The organism is Nostoc sp. CmiVER01, assembly GCF_034531135.2.
Taxonomy (GTDB): domain Bacteria; phylum Cyanobacteriota; class Cyanobacteriia; order Cyanobacteriales; family Nostocaceae; genus Nostoc.
On the sequence record NZ_JAVRBU020000013.1, the window covers coordinates 273,490 to 289,592 of the forward strand.

Below are 16,103 nucleotides of genomic sequence, written 5' to 3' on the forward strand. Positions count from 1 at the left end.
TATTCAAAGCTGGCTCTTGTTCTCAATATATTGAGAATATATGCAATGTTTATTCAGATAACTTCGCAATACTTTAGCTTGTCAGAAAAACAAACTTTTCCCTTTGATTCTAATTTTAACATAGTTGTTTCTCCAACCCCAGTTAGGGCAACGAAGTAAAACAAAGAATATTGTTTCCTTTTATTAACCACCTTATTTGATTAACATTATTGCTAACTAATACTATTAAAAAATATTAAATATTTTATAAAGCTAGTATAAATTTGCCATCAATCTACTGTTATACGGCAATCTCAGAAAATATACTTGCTGATAGTTGACATTATTTATGGTAAATATTACCATAAATAACAGAAGCATCTTGTAAGGAAGCTCTTGCATGACAACTTTGCCAGATTTGGACTATGTATATAAACAGCAAAGCCAGCAGAACCAGGAACTAAACCTCTCTGCGGATGACTACAGCTTATTGACCGACCTTTACCAGTTAACAATGGCAGCTTGTTACACAGGCGAAGGTATAGAACAACGACGGGCAAGCTTTGAGTTGACTGTTAGGCGATTGCCAGAGGGTTTTGGTTATTTAATTGCAATGGGACTGACGCAGGCATTGGAATATTTAACTAAATTCCGGTTTAGTTTGGCGCAAATTGCGGCATTACAGGCAACAGGAATTTTTGCTCAAGCAGGCGATCGCTTTTGGTCACTTTTAGCTGACGGAAAGTTTACGGGTGATGTTTGGGCAGTACCAGAAGGAACAGCTGTATTTGCCAATCAGCCACTATTGCGAGTGGAAGCACCACTTTGGCAAGCACAACTAGTAGAAACTTACCTGCTGAATACGATTAATTACCAGACTTTGATTGCTACAAAAGCAGCAAGGTTAAGGGATATAGCGGGAGAATCAGCAACACTTTTAGAATTTGGCACAAGACGAGCATTTAGTCCTCAAGGGTCTTTGTGGGCGGCGCGGGCGGCCTTGGCAGGTGGTTTAGATGCCACTTCTAATGTGTTAGCAGCGCTACAACTAGGACAAAAGCCTAGTGGTACTATGGCACACGCCCTGGTGATGGCGTTGTCAGCAATAGAAGGCACTGAAGAACAAGCTTTCAGTGCATTTCATCGATATTTTCCGGGTGCGCCATTGCTGATTGATACTTACGATACCATTACTGCTGCCGGGCGCTTGGCCGAAAAAGTAAATTCTGGGGAAATGCAATTAACAGGAGTGAGATTGGACTCAGGAGATTTAGTTACCTTATCAAAACAGGTGCGATCGCTCCTTCCCGGTGTACCAATTTTTGTCAGTGGCGACTTGGATGAGTGGGAAATTGCCAAACTAAAAGCTGCTGGGGCCCAAATTGATGGTTACGGATTGGGAACACGATTAGTTACAGGTTCGCCAGTAAATGGAGTTTATAAACTTGTAGACATTGATGGTATCCCAGTGATGAAGCAGTCTAGTGGTAAAGTTACTTATCCAGGGCGCAAGCAGATTTTTCGCTCGTATACGGGAGGTAAGGTAAAAGCAGACAGGTTGGGACTCTTAGGTGAAATTCCTTTGGAAGAAGAACCTTTGTTGCAGTTGGTAGTGCAACATGGTGAACGGATACAGCCGTTGGAATCGTTGGCAACAATTCGTCAGCGTACCGCCGTATCAGTTGCTAGTTTGCCACAACAGACACGCCGTTTGGATGATCCTGTCTCGGTGCAAGTGGAAATTTCTGCCGCGCTGCAAGAGTTGACAGAAGAAACTAAGAAACGAACCGCCAAGGACGCCAAGGACGCAAAGTAAGATGATGAGAGTTGCTTTGTTTGGAACTAGTGCCGATCCACCAACTGCTGGACATCAAGAAATTCTCAGTTGGCTGTCTGAGCGTTATGATTGGGTAGCTGTTTGGGCAGCAGATAATCCATTTAAGTCTCATCAAACACCCTTAGAACATCGGGCGGCAATGCTGCAATTGTTGATTGCGAATATAGACGCACCACGGCACAATATTGCTTTGGAACAAAAATTGAGTAGCTTCAGAACACTGGAAACAGTAGAAAAAGCCAAGCTTACTTGGGGTGAAGACACGGAATTAACGTTGATTATTGGTTCAGATTTACTGAGTCAGCTACCACGTTGGTATCGCATTGAAGATTTGTTACAGCAAGTGCAACTACTGATTGTACCGCGACCGGGATATGCAATAGATGAATCTAGTTCAGAGGTAGTGCAAAAGCTGGGAGGCAAGATTGCGATCGCTAGTCTGACCGGTCTAGATGTTTCCTCGACAGCGTACCGCGAACATGGAGATTCTCAAGCCCTCACAGCCCCTGTAGTTGCCTATATTAATCGAGAGCATTTGTACGAATGCCAGGACGTTCACAAAAAAAGATACCAACTCCGTTAAACCAACAACCTTTGGCCGATTTCAAGGTTGGTGTTGATAATGTAATTTTTTCTGTAGATACTGTACAAAATCGGCTGTTAGTTCTACTAGTAATGCGACAGCAAGAACCATTTCTAAATCATTGGAGTCTTCCCGGTACCTTAGTACGTCCAGGAGAGTCTTTAGAAGATGCCGCCTATCGCATTATGGCAGAGAAAATTAAGGTCAACAATCTCTATTTAGAACAACTCTATACATTTGGCGGGCCGAATCGCGATCCACGGGAAGCAACTGATAGTTATGGTGTGCGTTATCTATCAGTTAGTTACTTTGCCCTAGTGCGATTTGAAGAAGCCGAATTAATTGCCGATCGCATGACTGGTATAGCTTGGTATCCGGTAAAACAAGTGCCGCAATTAGCTTTTGACCATAATGAAATTTTGGCTTATGGACACAGGCGATTGCGAAATAAATTAGAGTATAGTCCGGTGGCTTTTGAAGTCTTGCCAGAAATGTTCACCTTGAATGATTTATATCAGTTATACGCCACAGTTTTAGGTGATAATTTCTCCGATTATTCTAATTTTAGAGCGCGTCTACTCAAGTTAGGTTTTTTATCCGATACCGGAATTAAGGTATCACGAGGTGCTGGTCGTCCAGCTAGTTTGTATAAGTTTGATGCTGAAGCTTTTGCTCCCTTAAAAGATAAGCCTTTGGTATTTATTTAACGAGTCTCTACCCAAAGTCCAGAGTTAAAAGTTTTAAGTTCAGAGTAACTTATAACTCTTAACAAATGACAAATGACCAATGACTAATGACAAATAATATGAAAATTGCGATCGCTCAAATTAATCCAACAATTGGTGATTTGCTTGTAAATGCCCAAAAAATCCTAGAGGCGGCACAACTAGCAGCATCTAGCGGGGCGCGTTTATTGCTAACACCAGAACTTTCTTTGTGTGGCTATCCACCAAGAGATTTACTATTAAATCCTAGTTTTGTGGAAGCGATGGGCATCACTTTACAAAATTTGGCGCAGGATTTACCACCAAATTTAGCTGTTTTGGTAGGAACTGTTGAACAGAATATCAAAGCACATATTAGTGGTGGTAAAACCTTATTTAACAGCATGGCTTTGCTAGAAGATGGTAAGGTTAAGCAAGTTTTCCACAAACGGCTTTTGCCTACTTACGATGTATTTGACGAACGTCGCTATTTTGAACCAGGTTTAGAAGCTAATTATTTCACTTTAGATGATATCCATATTGGCGTAACTATTTGCGAAGATTTATGGAATGACGAGGAATTCTGGGGCAAACGTAGTTATGCAGTAAATCCGATTGCTGACTTAGCAATTTTAGGTGTAGATTTAATTGTAAATTTGTCTGCTTCCCCCTACACTGCCGGTAAGCAGCAGTTTCGAGAAACAATGCTTAGGCATAGTGCAATACGTTTTCAACAACCAATGATTTATGCTAATCAGGTTGGCGGAAATGATGACCTAATTTTTGATGGGCGGAGTTTTGCCTTGAATCGTCAAGGTGAAGTGATGTGCCGCGCCCGTGGGTTTGATACTGATTTAGTAGTAGTTGAATTTGATGAAGCGCAACGGGATTTTCAATTAGGTTCTATAGCACCTGTCTATGAATCGGAAGATGAAGAAATTTGGCAAGCGTTGGTTTTAGGAGTGCGAGATTATGCTCGTAAGTGTCGCTTTTCTAAAGTAGTTTTGGGTTTAAGCGGCGGGATTGACTCTGCAATAGTAGCTGCGATCGCAACTGCTGCACTTGGTAAAGAAAATGTCCTTGGTGTTCTCATGCCTTCCCCTTACAGTTCGGAGCATTCTATCAGTGATGCTGTGGCATTAGCCGAAAATTTGGGGATTAAGACTCATCTTTTACCAATTGGCGAGTTAATGCAAGGCTTTGATCAAACTTTAGATGATTTATTTGCAGGTACTGAGTTTGGGCTGGCAGAAGAGAATATCCAATCTCGGATTCGCGGTAATTTATTAATGGCGATCGCTAATAAATTTGGCTATCTTCTCTTATCTACCGGTAACAAATCAGAAATGGCTGTTGGTTACTGTACTCTCTACGGCGATATGAATGGCGGGTTAGCGGTAATTGCAGATGTTCCTAAAACGCGTGTGTATTCACTTTGCCAATGGTTAAATCGCAATCATGAAATCATCCCGCAAAATGTCTTGACTAAACCACCCAGCGCCGAACTCAAACCAGGCCAAGTTGATCAAGACTCTCTACCGCCTTACGAAATTTTGGACGATATTTTGCAACGCCTGATTCATAATCACCAATCAGCAGCGCAAATCGTTGCAGCCGGTCACGATCCGGTAATTGTAGACAGAGTAATCCAAATGGTAGCGCGGGCTGAATTTAAACGGCGACAAGCACCCCCTGGTTTAAAAATCACCGATCGCGCTTTTGGAACTGGTTGGCGAATGCCAATTGCTAGTAACTGGGTTGGTGTCAAAAAGGCTTACCAGGCTAAAATTACAGCTACACCTAATCTTAGTTTGTTGTGATGGACAAGATGCTCATCCGCGTTGTCCAAGCGCGGATAAGCATTAAGATTGAAACTAGAGTCTCAAAGAAAATTATGTTAGATGAAGCAAATCTTGAACAACGTTTAGCGACTCTTGAACAAACAGTTGCAGATATCAAACATCGAGTCATTGATGCGTCTACCTCTAGTAATTGGCTAGAAAAGGTTATTGGCTCAATCTCTGATGAACCAGCATTTTTGGAAGCTTTAGAGTATGGTCGGTCATTACGCCACGCTGACATATTGACAGAAGAGATTGGCAAACAACTGTGAGATATCTACTCGACACTGACCATATCAGTTTTCTTCAAAGACGTTCAGGAATATAAAAAGTATTTAGGCGTTATCTTCAACTTGATATGAGCGTAGCAGATTTATTTCCAACCTTGCACAACCTATCTCGTGCAGATAAACTCAAAGTCATGCAGTTTTTAGTTCAAGAACTGGCGACTGAAGAAGCATTGTCGTTACAGCCTGGAGTCACTTATCATGTGTGGTCTCCCTATAATTCTCATGAAGCTGCGAATAAACTAGCGGCACTGTTAGAAGAAGACAGACAGGTAAACGATGCTTAATTCACAAAGATTTCCCTTTGTTGAAAGTCGTGATGTGTTCGGGGATATCGATGCAGTGCCAATATTACCTCTGACGTTAAGCTACAAAAATTCTGTCATGAACGTTTTAGGTTTATTGGATACTGGAGCTAGTATTAATGTTTTACCTTACAGTCTAGGTATTCAGTTAGGGGTAGTTTGGGAAGAACTAACAACCTCAGTGCAACTGGCTGGAAACCTAGCACCAGTTGAGGCAAAAGGGTTAGTTGTATCTGCTCAAATAGCCAGTTTTGAACCAGTGCGATTGGTGTTTGCTTGGAGTCTCACGGATAATGTGCCGTTACTTTTAGGACGCATGAATTTTTTCTTAGAATTTGATGTCTGTTTTTATCGTTCGCAGATGGCGTTTGAACTGTCTTCTAAGTCGTAAGATTGAACCAATCATACGATCTTGATCGCTCCACCTCTGAAGTTGAAGCTTGCACCTTGGAACATGAGTTATCGAGTTAAAAGAGCGATCGCTTAACCTTTAACCCTCGTAATTGCACCTTTTATCCTCGCCGTTGCGTCTTTTATCCTCGCCGTTGCACCTTTTATCCTCACAGTTGCGTCTTTTATCCTCGCCGTTGCGCCTTTTATCCTCGAAGTTGCGCCTTTTATCCTCGCTGTTGCACCTTTTATCCTCGCCATTGCGCCTTTTATCCTCGAAATTGCGTCTTTTATCCTCGAAGTTGCACCTTTTATCCTCATCATTCTGCTTTTGCACTTAAAGCTAGCATCTCAGAACACAAATTATCGAGTTAAAAGGGTCTAGACATAGCCTGTTGGAGACATTGCTCTATCTCAAAGCGTCACTAATAGTCTAGTTTTACTCATCTAAACGGTGTGCGATCGCATTCAGCAATGACTCAAAGCCTGATTCGCTGTGAATATCAGGGGTGAGCGTGTTCATATCTCTTAGCAGGTTGGTGAGTTCTGCGATCGTGTTGCGAATTTCGGTGTATTGGTCAATTTCTTCACGAATTCCCTGTAATCTAGCTGCACTAACTTCTTTCATACCTTTATCTAATTCTTTAATTTCGTCTTCCCAATGCTTGATATATTTAAGTCTTCCAGTAGCTTTCATAATATTGGCATCTGCTAAAATAATTGGAAATATTCGTTTATAAAATTCTCCGTTTTTGGCGATTTCAACCAGTTCATACATACAATTTTCTGACTTCAAGTACTCGTCGCTAATTACTAAAATTACACATGTACCACGGCTCAAACGCTGCATGAATTCTTGAAATCTTTCTTTATAGACAATTGCATTGGTATCACGAATAATTTTAATGCCTTTGGCTTGAAATGCTTGCTCTATTTTTTCTACAAGTGGCTTACTTTGTTGATCTCGCCAAGTGTAGGAGATAAACACTTCCTTTTGATTGCTATCTTTTAGGCGATGTTTTAATGATTCCTCTCTTTGTTGCTCCAGTTCGTTTTGTAACTGTGTAACTTGGGGTTTGACTTCTCCATCTGCTCTAATGTCTTGGAGCATGACATTATCAATTAACCTACGGACATCTATCATTTCATAGCTGGTTTCGCACTCAATTTGGTAACGATCATCGTTCAAACGTTTGTTGAGTTTTTCCAGAGAATAGGAATAAGGGGTGGGCAGATTTTTACATTTTCCGCAGTTACAAGGAACTAGTGTTTCATATTGCAAACGCTCATAAGAGTTATGGATTTTTTCGAGTTCATGGGTGATGACAGCCATTAGTTCTTTTTTGCGGTTTCCGTCTACACGGATTTTAATTTCCCGTTGATTGTAGTTTTCAATGACTTCTGCACGAGTTTGGTCTTTGTTGAGAACAACACCGTTTTTCCAAACAAATTTTTGCTCTTCAATCCAAGGGTGCGTCTCGACAATAAAGCGGGTGAGGATGCCTTTGGGCATGAATGTATAGCTGTAGCGCAGGATAAGGTTGTTGCGATCGCTCCAGGTATAATCAGGTTTTTCAATAGAAAGCAATTGAGGCGCAATATAATTGTCACGGCGATCGCGGATTTCGTAGCAAAGCTTGAACTGCATCATTAATTGCAGGAGTTCATCTCGCATATCTGCATATTCGTCGTCTTGCCAAATATTTTTGAGGTCGTCTTTGGTAAAACAACCTAGCTTTTCCTTGACAGCTTGATTATCCAAAACTTTGTAAACGGCTGTTGTCGCCCATTCCGGTTTGAGGATGATGTAGTGTTTGAGTGTAGAATCGTCTTGAAAGTGGAGACAAACGCCGAGGTCATGGAGATAGCTACTCAAGGGCAGCATGTCTTTACGGTCAGTTAAATTATTAACTCGGCAAAGGGTACAGTATTCTTCAAAGGTGATATAATTTCGGAAATTGTTCTCTAGCGCGGCTCTGACTCTTACCCAGAGTTTTGGTAGAGGTGTAGTAACGTGGTCAAGATTGCTGATGTAAAGTTGAATCGTATCTTTAATCTGGGCTAAACCGCGATTAGTATCTAAATTCGTTGCCAGTATTTTCTCCAGATTGCTAAATTCTCCTCGTAACTGGCCTTCATTAACTTCGCACTGACGGTCTTGTTTTTCGTTTTTGATGATGAAAACTGGACTTTTGTCGCTCAAGAGTTCGACAACTTTCAGCCACCAGTAAAAATCAGTGTTTTCTTTGCGAGTATCGGCAACTAAAGCATAGAGAGAACGTTTGCTAAGGAAAAACTGATGAGTTTGGTGGTAGATTTCCTGACCGCCAAAATCCCAGATGTTGACGCGAAAATCTTTGCCATTGGGCTGTGTAAAGTGCCACCGGATCACTTCAATGCCTTGAGTTGACTTCTCTTCTGGCTGGAGTTTATAGGTTTCGTTTTTGATTTTATTAGCTAAAGAGGTTTTACCAGCTCCTCCTTCGCCAATAATTAAGAATTTTGCTTCATAGAAAGGTTCGGTTTCGGCTGGATCTTGCACCCGAAAATAGAAATCGAGAATTTTATTTACATCGCCCGGATATTCGGATAAATTCTTCGGCCCCAAAATCTCTGGTGGAATGGGGACTGGATTTCTACGAAGATCCAGCTTTTTCAGGTTTGACAGTTGCCTGATTTCCCTTGGCAGACTGCTCAGTTGATTACTGCGGAGGTCGAGGATTTGCAGGTTGGTGAGTTGGACAATTTCCGGTGGCAGACTGCTCAGTTGATTACTGCCCAGGTCGAGGGATTGCAGGTTGGTGAGTTGGCCAATTTCCGGTGGCAGACTGCTCAGTTGATTACTGTCGAGGTCGAGGGTTTGCAGGTTGGTGAGTTGGCCAATTTCCGGTGGCAGACTGCTCAGTTGATTACTGCCCAGGTAGAGGAATTGCAGGTTGGTGAGTTGGCCAATTTCCGGTGGCAGACTGCTTAGTTGATTACTGCCCAGGTAGAGGAATCGCAGGTTGGTGAGTTGGCCAATTTCCGGTGGCAGCGTTGTTAAGCGTTCCTCTGACAAGCTTTCCTCAGAAAGGATTAATCTTGTCACATTGTCTCTGACAGCTTGTTCAATAATTTGCAGCAGTTCTTCGTTAGTCATTTCGGGTTTTACAGAGGCAATGTCTGACGACGAGTTGCTGCTTGGACGCGCAGCAGAGAAATTGAGCTAATTAATAATGTAGCCTGTATCAGCGATCGCATTAATACAATGTGCGTGCGTTAGCGCAGCTCGTCGTAGACATCGCAGACTCCAGATGACCTCATATTTGAGGTTAGAGTATGGTTTTAGACGATATCAATTTTTAAAATGATGTTTAATATTTAGAACTTAGTAAATGAAAGCAAGTGCATAATGAAACTACAAGATTTCTTGGGAAAAGATGAGAAATGGTCGTTTGATGCGATCGCAGAAGATGCAGACTTGGCTCGTCAGATTCAGATATTGTTAATCGGTTTAGGTTTGCTAGAACCTCCAGCAGATGGCAAATTTGGCCCTGTTTCTGTGATATCTCTAAAAAAATTTCAAGAATTAATAAGGACTGAAGAGAATGGCTTTTTAGGAGCAGTCACAGCCAAAAAACTAATTGAAACCAAAATAGACGATCTTCCTAAACCCCCATTAAAACTAGGCAATGACATCGCTAGTAGGATTGTGAAATATATGCTATCCAAAGGTTATCAAGTATTTACCAATCCAAAAGAATACAACATTGTTTATATAGAGGGCATAAATGCAGACTGGAATCTCAACAGTAATATACCTAATCAATTTAACGATAGGCGGATTGTTATTGAAGTAGTAAATGGCGTTCCCAAAATCGTAGATCACTGGGAAGCTACTACAGAACCAGGGAAGTACTACACTTATAATCCGATGAATCCCAAAGGAGCCGCTAGAATTCAGTTTGGACAATACAAAGCTTGGGCTGTTGGTATCCACGGCACAGCAGAGCCTCACGAAGCATTAGTGCAAGTTGGAAATATAACTGTTTGCAGAGATTTCAACAAAGATTTTAAACGAACTGGCGATAAACTTGATACAGGTAATGATTTTTATGTGAATCAACACTACGGCTTTGATTTTCCTCGGAATGATATTCGCCTTGCTAGCGCGGGTTGTTTAGTAGGACGGACTCGTAATGGACATAGAAACTTTATGGCTATTCTTAAACAAGACCGCCGTTATGTCGCTAATCACAAATATACTTTTTATACTACCGTGATTCCTAGCGATGATTTACTGAGAAACTTTCCAAGATGAGCTAATGGGTAGCATTTGTTGTTATGATGCAACCTTTAGTAAGGTAACACAGATGTGCTACCTTATTTTGTCTAACTTTGTTCTTGTGGTTGTCCTATTTGTGCCGTCAACTTCTCTTTATCTTGCCTGCGTTTCTTAGCGTAAAGTTGAATAGTAACTGCCATCAAAATAATCATGCCGAAAATAGCCCAAGCAGCAATATCTGTAGGTAGATTATTTTTAAACACAGCCAGCAACACGATCGCTACTAACATAACTGTGGGTGCTTCATTTAAAGCACGTAATTGCTGACCAGTCCAGCCACATTCATCTACTGCTAATTTCTTCATCAGTCGAGCGCAGTAATGATGATAGCCAATTAAAATAGCAACAAACAGCAGTTTTATATGCAACCAACCCTCTTTTAAAACGTCCGGTTCAGTGGTTAATAAACCGATGGCCATTGCGATCGTTACAAACATTCCTGGGTTAGTGATGATATAGTAGAGACGCTTTTCCATAATTTGATACTGATTTTTCAGTATCGTTCGGGCTGGTTCAGGTTCAAGGTTCGCTTCAACGTGATAGATAAAAAGACGAACTAAGTAGAACAAACCAGCAAACCAAACTACAAATCCGACAATATGAAAGGCTTTAAACCATGAATAAGCCATGAATACTAATCTCCTTTACTTGTGGTTGTGAGGCATTTTTAATGGTAATAAAAAGTAGTCAGGAGCGAGAATTCAGAATTCAGAATATTCCATCTATTAAAGGATGGACTTTTAACAATAAACAAATTTGAATTCCGCCACTGAGTCTTCCATTTAGCGGACTACAGTGATGATTTTGCATCCTCTACTAATTGATTCTGATTCCTGAATTCTGAATTCTGACTCCTGAATTCTGACATTCATTTTTATAATATCGATTTTTGCCAAAAGTATATTGTCAATGAGCATCTTTACGACGCACAAAGGGTAAAAGGTCTTCTAAAATCGCTTCGTGGTAGTGTTCTTGAGGATAATGTCCGACGTTATTAAGTTTTATTAATTCGGTATTTGGTAAGGAGTTGGCAAAATTTTCGGCAATGTCTACGGGTAGCCAAGGGTCAATCATACCCCATTGAATTAGAATTGGCTGTTGCCATTCTTTAAAGCCAGATTCGATTTCTTTCATTGCTGAATCAAGCTGTAAATTGCGAATACTTGATAACAGACTCCGCCCAGATGAAGAACTTTTTAAAAATGGTTTTCGATAAACATCTAATTCTTTATCTCCTATGCGATAACGGCTTCCACCTTCTAGCGTTCGGTCAACTAAAAGTGGGTCTTGGGTCATGACTTCACCTGCTAAAGGTAAACCCATTTGTTTAATTTTCCAGGGTAATTTGGCAGCAGTTGAAATTGGTGCATTTAAAATAGCTATATTGGCAATTTGTTCTGGATGACGCAAGGCATATTGTAGTCCTACAGAACCTAAAAATCCTTGGACAACTAAAGAAAAATGTTCAAGTTCTAGCGCTTTAACAAATCCTTCTAAAGCTGTGATAAAAGCATCGGGAGTGTAAGCAAAATCTCGTTTTTCTGGTTTTGCAGAAAAGCCGTAACCAATCCAATCTGGAGCGATCGCTCTTGTACCCTGATTCGCCAAAGCAGGTATAATATTACGCCAACTATAACTTTGTGAAACCAAGCCGTGTAGCAACAACACAGGCGCTAAGTCACTTCTGCCGATTGGTAAAGATTCCCGATAAAACCATTCCAGTGAATCTACATTGATTTTATGTTCTGTTATTGACACGCTATTTTCCTATATTGGGCATTTGTCATTTGTCATTTGTCATTTGTCAGGAATTATTATTCTCTTCTGCTTCCCCTGCTCCCCCTGCCTCCCCTGCCTCCCCTGCTCTCTCATCCCCCTATTCCCTGATGAATAATCATCTCACGAATCGCATAAGCTGTAGCGGGTGCTAGTAAAACGCCGTTGCGATAGTGTCCCGTAGCTAGGAGGACATTACTAAACCCTGGTAACTTACCAATAACTGGGGCTGGACGACCTTCAGGACGGGGACGTAACCCCGACCAAGTGCGGAGAATAGTTGCTGTGGCTAATTCTGGGCAAAATGCGATCGCTTGTTCTCTAACAGATTCCAGCAATTCTTGATTTGGCGGTATCTCATCGCCATTGTTGGGAAATTCTACTGTTGCACCCACCCAATAATCTCCACCACCCATAGGAACAATATGCACATCGTTACCTGTTATCGCTGGCTGAAAGTCTGGATTACCTAACGGATGTCCTACATGCATTTGCAAGGCTTGCCCTAGCACGGGGCGGATATCAATTATTTGATTTAATTTTGCTGTTAGTGGTGTTGAACCTAACCCTGCTGCGACTACAAACCAATCTGCGGCTGTTTTTCCTTCTGTAGTCTCAAGTTGAACGCAAAATTGGGGAGAAGAATCAGGTGGTGAGGTTTGGGCATCCAAAACAGCCACACCAAATTTGAAAGTTACACCATTTTGCTGGGCAGCCTCAACTAAAGCTAATGTCAGAGCAGTTGGATCGAGTTGACGGTCTTGAGGAGAATAGACAGCGCCAGTAATTGTTTCGCAATCAACTTGAGGACAGATATTTTTGAGTTTAGCTGTATCCCATATTTCTAAATGCCAGCCTTGAGAGTGGCGAACTTCTACAAGCTTTTCCCATGCTACTAAATTCTCCTCTTCCAAACCAAGACTGAGAATTCCCTGGCGATTAAAGGGGATTTTACGACCTGTTAAAGCTTCTAGTTCAGGAATCAAAGTTTCATAGCGTTGGATGCTAGTTTCTCGCATCTGCCAAGCTTTGCCCTTAATTTTTTGGCTGATTGCGCCCATTAAAACGCCAAGTGCAGCGCCCGTGGAAGCTTGTGCTGGTGGTTGGCGATCGCAAACCGTGATTTTCAGCCCTTTTACTAGACTCAGTTCGTAAGCGATCGCAGCCCCAACTACGCCACAACCGATAATAACTATATGACTCATTGCTGTTTTGAGGCGAAGATGGGAGAGATGTGGGAGATGAGGTAACAGGGGGAGCAATTTTTACCCTCCTGTTCCCTCATCCCCTTTGCTCATCTTACCTTGCGCTTAACTTGCCTCTGATTCACTGTTGGTCTCAGGAAGCAGATCGAGGAATTTGTCAATCTCTGCAAAAGCAGCTTGGGATTGATTTAAGGCAACTAGAGGATTGCCTGCACTAGTAGCTTTATCAAGCTTAACCAAGTCATTAAACAAATCTCGTGTTATTTGACGTGCTTTGGGTTGGTCATTGGGCAGAAGGTTGGAAGTGACATAAGTCAGGTTCAGCCTTGCTTCTGTTATGGGCCCATGTATAAAGTTACGCACATTGATCCAATCACCTCTTTGGATCAGGGTTTTCAACTCTTGTGAGCGATCGCGCACAGCCTGAATTTCAGGAACATAAGCCTGAATTTTTTCAAGTTGTAATGCTGTGTAAGTCGGAGGTGCGATCGCAACACCAGGGCCACCACAACTAATCAGGAATGTGGCCAATAGTACTAGAAAAAATGAAAAAATCGAGCGTTGACGCACCATATATTGAACTTAATTGCTTTTGGTTTACCGATTCACAGTGTCATTTTAGATCGCTAGCGCAGTCAATCGTTCTTGTCAGCCAAGGATTTTGCAGAAAATCTTGATATTTTCTCTAAAGAGCAGAGTTCCGTCTGCTTTTGAAGAATTTTTAAGTACAATTACTTAATAGGTGTTAGCCAGTCCCAAAAAGAAGCGATTTTTGGCATCTGCTTAGTAACGATGATTGTTAGGGAAGGATGATTTAGAGTTGCTAAATATCAAAGCTCTTGATAAGCTGAAACACCAATAATATAAGCCTTCTGGCGGTTTTTCTGTCTTCACATCCTTGAAGATGCCGACGCAATATAGGAGTGTTTTTTAGTGAACGCAGCTGAACAGGCAACGAACCTTGAACTCGCCAGCAACATTGCTACGGTGGTTAATTTGTTCAAATTCGAGTTTCCTGATGCCAAATCCGATCTCAAACCCTGGAAGAATGACCCGGAAACCAGGGAATTGGTAGATCCAGATTCTATAGATATTGGCTTTCACTTTCCTGGTATCAGCAAATCTTGGCGAAGTCGCAGTATTTTAATTCAAATTCGATTTTATCAAGATCCCATCAATAATTCCCGCCGTGCGATCGGCGTGGAGGTAGCTGGATTCGATCATCGCGGTGAAGCGTGGCGACTCTCTACGGTAGAAAACTGGAGTGTTGTCGGCGCATCTTCGCCTTCTGATGAAATCAAGGATAAGCTCAAACAAATTTGCCGACAGATTTTAGAAGTTTTTAATAAACCAAGTGAATGAAAGAGGTAGAAAGCAAAAGGAAACCTCTCCCATGTTCGTGCAGCTTCTTGTAGAGAGCATCTTGCAATTTTTAATTAATAATTTTTAATTTTTAATTGGAGCGAAGCGACTTGACCACTGTAATATTTGTACATGGCACAGGCATTAGGGAACGAGAATATAACGAAACCTTTCAGATAATTGAGCAAAAGATTCACGCCCAACGTCCTGATATCAAAGTTTCTCCCTGCCTTTGGGGTGCATTAGGTGCAAAGTTCAATGATAATCGGGCATCAGTACCCTTAGAGGATGCGACACTGGCTTTATCTCAAGAAGAAGAGGCAGAGATTGTACTGTGGGGGCAATTATACCGCGATCCTTTGTATGAATTACGGCTGTTGTCTTTGAAACCTGTTGAGGCAGGAAATCCCTTTGGGGAAGAACCAGGGGATGTTTTACAATCTCGTGTAGCCAGTCTCACTCCGGGATCTCAACTGGAAGCTAAGTTGCAAGAAGCAGGAATTGCAGAGGTATTTGAGCCAGCACGAGAGGCGGTTATCCATAGTGAACCGTATGAACACGCGTTGCTCACAGTTTCCGAATTTGATTTGAGTGAATATTATGCACCAATAGCTAGAGCAGTTGTGGCTCAAGCAATGTTTATTAGCGAACTGCAAGAAAAATTTTCCCCCATACTCACTGATGCCCAATTGCGCGATAAAGTTGTGGAATTGCTGACTCTAGCTTTGACAGACGCGGAATTAGGATTGGGTGGTTGGTTATTAAAGCCACTTGTTGAACTAGCGTTACCAATGGGAACAAATTATATCACAGGAAACCGCCTTGAGTTAACTGATAAAATTTCGCCTATGCCTGGTGATATTTTGTTGTATCAGACGCGGGGTGAAAAAATCAGGGCGTTTATCCAAGAACAAATTGCCCAAGCAGAACCGCCAGTGGTTTTAATCGCCCATAGCTTGGGAGGCATCGCTTGTGTAGATTTGCTAGTGCAGCAGCAGTTGTCTCAAGTGGAATTATTGGTAACAGTTGGTTCCCAAGCACCATTTTTATATGAGATTAACGCCCTCTACAGCTTAGAATATGGGCAGTTATTGCCAGAGTACTTCCCGGAATGGTTGAATATCTACGATTTACGTGATTTTCTCAGTTACGTGGGTAATAGAATTTTTCCTGATAGAGTGCAGGATGTGGTAGTGGATAGCAGACAACCGTTTCCCCGTTCCCACGGTGCTTATTGGACAAATGCTAAAACCTGGGAGGCGATTATTTCGAGGTTGCCATAATGGTTTACCCCACCCTAACCCTTACGCCACTTGCTTTAAGTCAGGCATTGCCCGCCCAACGCAGTGGCTCCCCTTGTAAAGACTATGGTGTACACACAAGTCTGAAGTTGTTCTTTGAATCTGGGTTTTGCTCCACCTTAACCACTGCTTGAATTCAATAAACGACTACCCGAATTCAATAAACGACTACCCGAATTCAATAAACGACTACCCGAATTCAATAAACG

General features: G+C 41.7%; 16 protein-coding genes. 10 read left to right on the forward strand and 6 right to left on the reverse strand.

Features of this window, described 5'->3' with window-relative positions; all coding sequences use genetic code 11:
* The first annotated feature begins 379 nt into the window (after positions 1-379).
* The 7 genes from RMZ43_RS23505 (at position 380) to RMZ43_RS23535 (ending at position 5,927) form a co-directional block, all read left to right on the forward strand.
* The gene (locus RMZ43_RS23505) at positions 380-1,795 is read left to right on the forward strand and encodes a nicotinate phosphoribosyltransferase (RefSeq protein ID WP_322653587.1); all 1,416 of its coding nucleotides are present in this window, start codon (positions 380-382) and stop codon (positions 1,793-1,795) included.
* A gap of 4 nt (positions 1,796-1,799) precedes the next feature.
* The gene (locus tag RMZ43_RS23510; protein ID WP_322653671.1) at positions 1,800-2,399 is read left to right on the forward strand and encodes a nicotinate-nucleotide adenylyltransferase; all 600 of its coding nucleotides are present in this window, start codon (positions 1,800-1,802) and stop codon (positions 2,397-2,399) included.
* Complete coding sequence (locus tag RMZ43_RS23515; RefSeq protein WP_190944074.1) at positions 2,360-3,106, forward strand: NUDIX hydrolase; 747 nt, start codon at positions 2,360-2,362, stop codon at positions 3,104-3,106. The genes RMZ43_RS23510 and RMZ43_RS23515 overlap by 40 nt, the downstream gene beginning before the upstream one ends.
* Before the next feature lie 98 nt (positions 3,107-3,204).
* A complete protein-coding gene (locus RMZ43_RS23520; protein WP_322653670.1) occupies positions 3,205-4,923 on the forward strand; it encodes an NAD+ synthase in 1,719 nt (572 codons plus the stop codon).
* Between the two features lie 74 nt (positions 4,924-4,997).
* Entirely contained in the window at positions 4,998-5,216 is a 219-nt protein-coding gene (locus RMZ43_RS23525) for a transferase hexapeptide repeat containing protein (protein WP_322653586.1), read from the forward strand.
* An 86-nt stretch (positions 5,217-5,302) separates the two neighbouring features.
* A complete protein-coding gene (locus RMZ43_RS23530) occupies positions 5,303-5,518 on the forward strand; it encodes a hypothetical protein (RefSeq protein ID WP_322648396.1) in 216 nt (71 codons plus the stop codon).
* Positions 5,511-5,927, forward strand: coding sequence for a retroviral-like aspartic protease (locus RMZ43_RS23535; RefSeq protein ID WP_322653585.1), 417 nt, complete (start codon positions 5,511-5,513; stop codon positions 5,925-5,927). Before RMZ43_RS23530 ends, RMZ43_RS23535 begins: the two co-directional genes overlap by 8 nt.
* Before the next feature lie 92 nt (positions 5,928-6,019).
* Here the strand turns inward: RMZ43_RS23535 and RMZ43_RS23540 are convergent, their stop codons facing one another.
* Both RMZ43_RS23540 and RMZ43_RS23545 read right to left on the reverse strand, forming a co-directional pair.
* Complete coding sequence (locus tag RMZ43_RS23540; protein WP_322653584.1) at positions 6,020-6,250, reverse strand: hypothetical protein; 231 nt, start codon at positions 6,248-6,250, stop codon at positions 6,020-6,022.
* 115 nt (positions 6,251-6,365) lie between these two features.
* The gene (locus RMZ43_RS23545) at positions 6,366-9,065 is read right to left on the reverse strand and encodes a COR domain-containing protein (RefSeq protein WP_322653583.1); all 2,700 of its coding nucleotides are present in this window, start codon (positions 9,063-9,065) and stop codon (positions 6,366-6,368) included.
* A gap of 252 nt (positions 9,066-9,317) precedes the next feature.
* Between RMZ43_RS23545 and RMZ43_RS23550 the strand changes: the two genes are divergently transcribed.
* Entirely contained in the window at positions 9,318-10,226 is a 909-nt protein-coding gene (locus RMZ43_RS23550) for a peptidoglycan-binding protein (RefSeq protein WP_322653582.1), read from the forward strand.
* A 71-nt stretch (positions 10,227-10,297) separates the two neighbouring features.
* Here RMZ43_RS23550 and hemJ read toward each other — a convergent pair whose 3' ends face one another.
* From hemJ to psbQ, 4 genes are all read right to left on the reverse strand, one after another.
* Positions 10,298-10,879 carry a protoporphyrinogen oxidase HemJ gene (gene hemJ / locus RMZ43_RS23555; RefSeq protein WP_322653581.1) on the reverse strand — a complete coding sequence of 194 codons (582 nt, stop codon included), beginning with the start codon at positions 10,877-10,879 and terminating at the stop codon, positions 10,298-10,300.
* Between the two features lie 277 nt (positions 10,880-11,156).
* Positions 11,157-12,008 (reverse strand): alpha/beta fold hydrolase, encoded by an 852-nt coding sequence (locus RMZ43_RS23560; RefSeq protein ID WP_322653580.1) that lies wholly within the window; start codon positions 12,006-12,008, stop codon positions 11,157-11,159.
* Positions 12,009-12,118: 110 nt separating this feature from the next.
* Positions 12,119-13,231: an NAD(P)/FAD-dependent oxidoreductase gene (locus tag RMZ43_RS23565; RefSeq protein WP_322653579.1), complete on the reverse strand. Its 1,113-nt coding sequence runs from the start codon at positions 13,229-13,231 to the stop codon at positions 12,119-12,121.
* A 105-nt stretch (positions 13,232-13,336) separates the two neighbouring features.
* Positions 13,337-13,804 (reverse strand): photosystem II protein PsbQ, encoded by a 468-nt coding sequence (gene psbQ, locus RMZ43_RS23570; protein WP_322648387.1) that lies wholly within the window; start codon positions 13,802-13,804, stop codon positions 13,337-13,339.
* Positions 13,805-14,164: 360 nt separating this feature from the next.
* On the opposite strand from psbQ, the gene RMZ43_RS23575 reads away from it, so the two are divergent.
* Both RMZ43_RS23575 and RMZ43_RS23580 read left to right on the forward strand, forming a co-directional pair.
* A complete protein-coding gene (locus RMZ43_RS23575; protein ID WP_322648386.1) occupies positions 14,165-14,593 on the forward strand; it encodes a hypothetical protein in 429 nt (142 codons plus the stop codon).
* Positions 14,594-14,703: 110 nt separating this feature from the next.
* Entirely contained in the window at positions 14,704-15,876 is a 1,173-nt protein-coding gene (locus tag RMZ43_RS23580; RefSeq protein ID WP_322653578.1) for a hypothetical protein, read from the forward strand.
* Positions 15,877-16,103: the final 227 nt, after the last annotated feature.

Excerpts from the sequence above, each read along its gene's own strand:
- RMZ43_RS23550 (WP_322653582.1), top strand. The coding sequence starts at position 9,318 with ATGAAACTACAAGATTTCTTGGGAAAAGATGAGAAATGGTCGTTTGAT.
- psbQ (WP_322648387.1), bottom strand. The coding sequence starts at position 13,804 with ATGGTGCGTCAACGCTCGATTTTTTCATTTTTTCTAGTACTATTGGCC.
- hemJ (WP_322653581.1), bottom strand. The coding sequence starts at position 10,879 with ATGGCTTATTCATGGTTTAAAGCCTTTCATATTGTCGGATTTGTAGTT.
- RMZ43_RS23540 (WP_322653584.1), bottom strand. The coding sequence starts at position 6,250 with ATGATGAGGATAAAAGGTGCAACTTCGAGGATAAAAGACGCAATTTCG.
- RMZ43_RS23510 (WP_322653671.1), top strand. The coding sequence starts at position 1,800 with ATGAGAGTTGCTTTGTTTGGAACTAGTGCCGATCCACCAACTGCTGGA.
- RMZ43_RS23535 (WP_322653585.1), top strand. The coding sequence starts at position 5,511 with ATGCTTAATTCACAAAGATTTCCCTTTGTTGAAAGTCGTGATGTGTTC.
- RMZ43_RS23515 (WP_190944074.1), top strand. The coding sequence starts at position 2,360 with ATGCCAGGACGTTCACAAAAAAAGATACCAACTCCGTTAAACCAACAA.
- RMZ43_RS23545 (WP_322653583.1), bottom strand. The coding sequence starts at position 9,065 with ATGACTAACGAAGAACTGCTGCAAATTATTGAACAAGCTGTCAGAGAC.
- RMZ43_RS23565 (WP_322653579.1), bottom strand. The coding sequence starts at position 13,231 with ATGAGTCATATAGTTATTATCGGTTGTGGCGTAGTTGGGGCTGCGATC.
- RMZ43_RS23505 (WP_322653587.1), top strand. The coding sequence starts at position 380 with ATGACAACTTTGCCAGATTTGGACTATGTATATAAACAGCAAAGCCAG.
- RMZ43_RS23520 (WP_322653670.1), top strand. The coding sequence starts at position 3,205 with ATGAAAATTGCGATCGCTCAAATTAATCCAACAATTGGTGATTTGCTT.
- RMZ43_RS23525 (WP_322653586.1), top strand. The coding sequence starts at position 4,998 with ATGTTAGATGAAGCAAATCTTGAACAACGTTTAGCGACTCTTGAACAA.
- RMZ43_RS23530 (WP_322648396.1), top strand. The coding sequence starts at position 5,303 with ATGAGCGTAGCAGATTTATTTCCAACCTTGCACAACCTATCTCGTGCA.